A 1,728-nucleotide genomic window follows, 5' to 3' on the forward strand; every position below is an offset into this window, starting at 1 on the left:
TACGAGCCGCCGCAAGGCGAGATCGAGACCGCGCTGGCAAGGCTCTGGGCGGAGCTTCTGGGGCTGGAGCGGGTCGGGCGGCACGACCACTTCTTCGAACTGGGCGGCCACTCGCTGCTGGCGGTGCGGCTGTTGAGCCGGCTGTCGCAGGCGCTGGGTGTAGAGCTGCCGCTGAGGACGTTGTTTGCCAAACCGGTGCTGGCCGATCTGGCGGCGAGCATCGTGGAGGAGTTGAGCCGCACCGGTCCGCAACACCTGCCGGCGATGGTCGGCGGGGCGCGCGAAGCGCCCCTGGTGCTGTCGTTTGCGCAGCAGCGGCTGTGGTTTTTGGCGCAGCTGGATGAGACCAGCACGACCTATCACATGCCGCTGGCGTGGCGGCTGCGCGGTGTGCTCGACCGCAGCGCCTGGCAGCGCAGCCTTGACCGTGTGCTGGCGCGTCATGAGGCGCTGCGCAGCATCTTTGTCGCCTCGCAGGGCAAGCCCCGGGTTGAGGTTCTGCCGCCGGATGCGGGGCTGCCGGTCATAGAGCACGATCTGCAGGGTATGCCGGATGCAGACGAGGCGCTTCTGGATCTGTGCCAGGAAGAGGCGCGCACGCCGTTCGCTCTGGCGCGCGGCCCGCTGATCCGGGGCCGGCTGATCCGGCTGTCGGACGAGGAGCACGTCTTCCTGCTGACCCAGCATCACATTGTCTCGGATGGCTGGTCGCTGGGCGTGCTGGGGCGTGAGCTCAGTCAGCTGTACCGGGCGTTTGAGGCTGGACAAGACGATCCGCTGCCGCCGCTTGCGATCCAGTATCCGGACTATGCCGCCTGGCAGCGGCGCTGGCTCTCGGGCGAACGGCTCTCGAACCAGGCGCAGTATTGGCGCAACACCCTGTCTGGCGCGCCGGCGCGCCTGGCGTTGCCAACGGACCGGCCGCGGCCGGCGCAACAGTCCTTTGCCGGAGCCAGTGTGCCTGTCGTGATCGATGCAGATCTGACGCGGGGCTTGAGGCGGCTGAGCCGGCAGCATGGCACGACCTTGTTTATGACGGTTTTGGCGGCCTGGGCGGCGGTGCTGTCGCGTCTGTCGGGGCAGGACGACATTGTGATCGGGGTGCCGACTGCCAATCGCGGCCGCCGTGAGATCGAAGAGCTGATTGGCTTCTTCGTGAACACCCTGGCACTTCGCCTCGACCTGTCGGGCGAGCCGAGCGTGGCGGAGCTGTTGGAGCGGACGCGGCGCACGGCCTTGGCGGCGCAGGAGCATCAGGACCTGCCGTTCGAGCAGGTGGTGGAGATCGTGCAGCCACCCCGGCGTCTTGATCACACGCCGGTGTTCCAGGTGATGCTGGCCTGGCAGAACAACGCCGCCCCGGCGTTCGACCTTCCCGGGCTGAGTGTGGAGGCGGCGGCAGACGGCTTCGATCAGGTCAAGTTCGATCTGGAACTGAACCTTGGCGAGCACGGCGAGGCGATCGCCGGAACGCTGGGCTATGCCACGGCGCTGTTCGATCAGGCGACCATCGAGCGGCAGCGAGGCTATCTGCTGGCGCTGCTGCGGGCGATGGTTGCCGATGCGCGGCAAGCGGTCGGGCGGATTGGGCTGCTGCCGGCCGCTGAGCGGGCGTACCTGCTGGAGGAGCTGAACCGGACGGCGGCGGCGTATCCGTCGGAGAAGTGCATCCACGAACTGTTCGAGGCGCAGGTCGCCAAGGCGCCGGAGGCGGTGGCGGTGGTCTGT

Annotated in this window: 1 protein-coding gene; it reads left to right on the forward strand. The window is 68.1% G+C overall.

The window, feature by feature from the left end; translation table 11 throughout:
• A partial coding sequence (locus ACLFKU_RS43245; RefSeq protein ID WP_410853330.1) for a condensation domain-containing protein occupies positions 1–1,728 on the forward strand: 1,728 nt, incomplete at both ends.

Source organism: Paraburkholderia sp. EG304 (genome assembly GCF_046543485.1).
Lineage (GTDB): Bacteria > Pseudomonadota > Gammaproteobacteria > Burkholderiales > Burkholderiaceae > Paraburkholderia > Paraburkholderia youngii.